Source organism: Acetatifactor sp., from assembly GCF_982438285.1.
On sequence record NZ_CEWDFQ010000281.1, the window covers coordinates 1 to 4,064 of the forward strand.

General features: G+C 48.8%; 4 protein-coding genes. All 4 read right to left on the reverse strand.

The genetic code is table 11. From position 1 onward, the window contains the following. Positions 1 to 21 precede the first annotated feature (21 nt). Genes AC1WIP_RS12410 through AC1WIP_RS12425 form a run of 4 tightly spaced genes read right to left on the reverse strand, consistent with a single transcriptional unit; the run spans position 22 to position 3,724 of the window. A complete protein-coding gene (locus AC1WIP_RS12410) occupies positions 22 to 786 on the reverse strand; it encodes an alcohol dehydrogenase catalytic domain-containing protein (protein ID WP_481142122.1) in 765 nt (254 codons plus the stop codon). 17 nt (positions 787 to 803) lie between these two features. Beyond that, on the reverse strand, positions 804 to 1,853 hold the full coding sequence (locus AC1WIP_RS12415) for a transaldolase family protein (protein WP_481142123.1): 1,050 nt from the start codon (positions 1,851 to 1,853) through the stop codon (positions 804 to 806). Between the two features lie 44 nt (positions 1,854 to 1,897). Next, entirely contained in the window at positions 1,898 to 2,794 is an 897-nt protein-coding gene (locus AC1WIP_RS12420; RefSeq protein ID WP_481142124.1) for an SDR family NAD(P)-dependent oxidoreductase, read from the reverse strand. A 30-nt stretch (positions 2,795 to 2,824) separates the two neighbouring features. Beyond that, positions 2,825 to 3,724, reverse strand: coding sequence for an SMP-30/gluconolactonase/LRE family protein (locus tag AC1WIP_RS12425; RefSeq protein WP_481142125.1), 900 nt, complete (start codon positions 3,722 to 3,724; stop codon positions 2,825 to 2,827). Positions 3,725 to 4,064 lie beyond the last annotated feature (340 nt).

A 4,064-nucleotide genomic window follows, 5' to 3' on the forward strand; every position in this document is an offset into this window, starting at 1 on the left:
CCCGCCAGGGGCGGCTTTTCATTAGTCAAGGGTAATTCTGGCGACTCCGGTATTACCAGTGGCTTCACAAACGATATCCGCTCCCGCAGGATTTTTCCGGTATACTGCCTGCTCCAGCTCCTCTACGCTTGTCACAGCTTCATCGGCCCCCAGTTTCAAAGCCAGATCCAGTTTTTTCCGATCGATGGGCAAGCCGGAAACAATAACATACGCCCCGCGCAGTTTGAACAGCTGCGCGGCCATAATGCCCATGGGGCCGGGGCCGCTGACCACCACGAGATCTTTCGGATGTACTTCAATCCGCTCGAATACGGCTCTTACAACACAGCACAGCGGCTCCGCCAAAGCATATATTTTTTTCTCCTGCAGCGTTTTGACTGACGAGGGAAGCTTGAAACTGTATTTTGCAGGAACTACTACGTAGTTTGCCATGGCCCCATTTACGTGAGAACCGATAGACTTGCGTTCTTTGCACAGGGTCACCAGACCCTTTTGACAAAGTTCACAGGTTCTGCAGCTGTAACAGGCCGGCAGGGTCGTGACCCAGTCCCCAACTTTGAAAATACCTGTGTCACCGCAGGTTTCCACAACTTCTCCTACATATTCGTGCCCCATGACGACAGGCATATTGACAGATCGCTGGTCGTGCATGGCGTGGACATCGCTGCCGCAGATTCCAGCAGCCAAAACCTTTACTTTCAGTTCACCCTCCTGGGGTACAGGCTCGGGAAGATCCATCAGCTTTACGCCGTCGCTTCCCAATGCGTATTTGACCAATCCTTTCATTTTGATGCCTTTCTTCTTTAAAACCACCGGCCGGAATCTTGATCTGTCTGGTAGGTTTCCAAAGGCACCCAGCCTGTCCAGAGGAATTGGGACATTGTTTTCTGGGTGACTCCGAAAGTAATGAACTCCTCCGGCTTTAATGCTCCCTCCTCATATGCACGCACAAATTCCGGGAGCTTATACAGCTCTTGTATAATGGCCGGAGAGATTTCCTCATCAATATGACATTTCTGCTCCGGCGCGGCCTCAATGACCATCCTCTGGATTCGCGCCTGCAAAGAGAAAGTCATATCCGCGCCTGCCATAGAGGTCAGATGGTGCACGCCCCGGAGTCCGGCCGGCATGACACGGGCGGGAATATTTCTCTCTTTGAACAACCGGTAGACTTTTTTGCATACCGCGTTCCCGGCATTTTGGATGATGGCCGGGTCAATATGGATCTGATTGTCCCGGGCTGTTTCCAGGAGGTATTCATCCAGCCGGCCGCCCTGCTGCACTACGAAGATTGGCTTGGGATGAATTCCCGCAGAGAGAGCTTTGGCTCGCCCCCGCATATAGGCTTCACCCACAGCCATGGCTTGGGAAACGGAGAAATTCAGTGTCGTGCATACTGCGATTCCGCGGGAAGCAAGTTCTTCCACAAGCGGAAGTGCGGATTTAATAGTGGGTGTTTTTACGGAGATGTTGTCAGCCCAGGAGGCATAGCGCAGCCCTTGCTCAATCATGAGGCTGGAATCCATGCAGATGGAAGGGTTCAACTGCCCCAAGGCATAGCCGTCTTCGCCTTTGGTTTCTTCATAAACTTTTTTGAACTTTCCTGCGGCATAACAGGCTACCATTTTCAAAAGAGCCTCAGCCCGCTCTGAAGGCGGAATGTCCTTTGGAATTTTGTCAACTTCGGGCTGCCAGAAATCCGGAACGGCCTGCAGGGTTTTGTATGTCAGCACAGGATTGGTAGTGACCCCACAGGCGCCGTTTACAATGGCATCATCGATCTCACTGGGAATGGCGGAATCATGCCAAAATCTTGTGGGCGTCTCACGGGTCAGCCATTGCAGATAGTTCATTTCAACTGCTCCTTCCCGCATGATGTCGGCTTGAGAAGGCCGTCTTATTTTAGAGAGGCGATCCAGTCTGCCATGGGACGCTGATCCAAAAACAGATCGTTCCCGTCCTTATCTTTGTTGGAAGCCATGAATGGATTGATAGGTTTGGGACCTTCGCCGATTTCGAACCCTCCGGTTACAAACAGGTCTGTACCCGTCACAAAACTTGCCCAGTCAGAGGCCAAAAACAGCACTGCATAAGCAATTTCTTCCGGATTGCCGCCCCGATTCATCCACTGAAGAGAGTCGGAATAGCTCACAAAACCCTCTGGATCCGCCTGCTCGGAGGTGGTTTGGAAAAACATTTCTGTGTTGATGTGTCCGGGTTTGACTTCCACGCAGCGGACGCCGTATCTGGCTTCATCGATTGCAATGGTTTTTGTCATTGTCTGAATAGCACCTTTGGTTGCGGTATAGGCACATGCCCCTTCATCACCCTGCGCGCCTAAAACGGAACCGGTGTTGATAATGACACCTTTCGTTTTTCGCAGATAAGGAAGGGCCGTTTTGATCGTGATGAAATATGAGACAAGGTTTGTGTTTAAGATCCACTGAAATTCTTCCAGAGTGTATTCCGTTGAAGATTTCTGGGGAGGGAATATGCCCGCGCAGTTAAAGAGTACATTCAGCTTTCCATACTTTTCAGCAGCGGCGGTCACACAGGAGGCCAGCTTGTCAAAATTTGTGACATCACATTCCATGTAAGTGGCTTCACCTTTGCCAAGTGCATTGAGCTCTGCCTCGATTGCTTTTCCCCGTTCAACGTTTCTGCCGACAAAGACAACATTTACTCCAGCCTGGATGAATTTGGTCACAGTGGCCTTTCCAATTCCAGAGGTACCGCCAGTCATAAAGGCAACTTTGCCTCTCATGTTTTCTTCAATAGAGAAATAATCGGACATTATGTAGGCCTCCTTAATCTGTTTTTTAATTTAGAAGTGGATGTCTGCAATATTTTCCCGAAGTCCCTGGATCCCTTTGTTGAATCGATATGTGCTACCGTTGTGAGGGGCGTCAAAGTCGTAGCCCTTTGGAGCGGCAGACAGGCGTTTTACTTCCGCAGCTGTTGTAACATAAATGTCGGTCAAATCATCTCCGCCAAACATCACGGAGGAAGTTTGCCCGCTGGGGACGTGCAGCTTCAGCAAAACTTCTCCGTCGGGAGCGTATCTGGCAACACAGTAGCCATACCACTGTGCCACCCATAGACAGCCTTCCGCATCCACAGTCATACCGTCTGGAATACCTTCGTTTTTGGGAATTTGGACAATAACGCGCTTGTTGGAAACGGTACCGTTTTCAAGGTCATAGTCGTATGCGTAAACGACTCTCTCATACGTATCCACAACATACATGGACTTGTTGTCAGGAGAAAATGCAATTCCGTTGGAAAGGCCCCAGCCTTCATCCAGGATGGTAATTTTGGCGTCTTTATCAACGGAGTAAAGGCGTCCGCGCTCAAAATGGTCGCCTACGGTTTCATCATAAAAAGTGGTTCCGAAGATAAATCGGCCCTTTGCGTCGGCAGAGGCATCGTTTGAGTGGAGAGCCTGCCCGGCAAACTCGGTGGCGATTTCCGTCCAGTTTCGTTTTTGATCCCAAAGGTAAAGGCCTTGATGTGTTGCGCACACAAAGCCGCCTTCCTTATTCAGCGTAAAACCGGAGACATTCTTTCCCGAGCACACAACTGCCTTTTCGCCGGTTTTGGGGGTGTAACTGAAGATCTTTCCGGCCAGCATATCAGACCAATAAAATACTCCTGTCCGGTAGTCCCACATGGGGCATTCACCACACCTCAGCATCGCGTCGCCAATTACGTCGAAATAGGACATATGCGGTTCCTCCTTTAAAAATTCAAGTCAGCTTAAATGGGAAAAAATGGGCAATTAAGAGAGGTCTGCTGGCTGCCTTTAATGTGGCTGCAATTCTACATCCAGTATTTTTTTTGTCAATTTGGCAAAAAACCGCTGCAAGAACTAATAAAAATTCACTATTAATGAAATTTTTATTAGTTCCTGCTATTGCTATTTGAATTGTTACAGGGTAAATTTTTATGCAATTTTGCCATTGATTTTTGCTTCTTTAATAAAAAAATTGAATAATAAGACCAAAATATTGACGCCCTAATCTAAAGATTGACATGTTGTGTGGATGGCCGTTACGTATTATGAT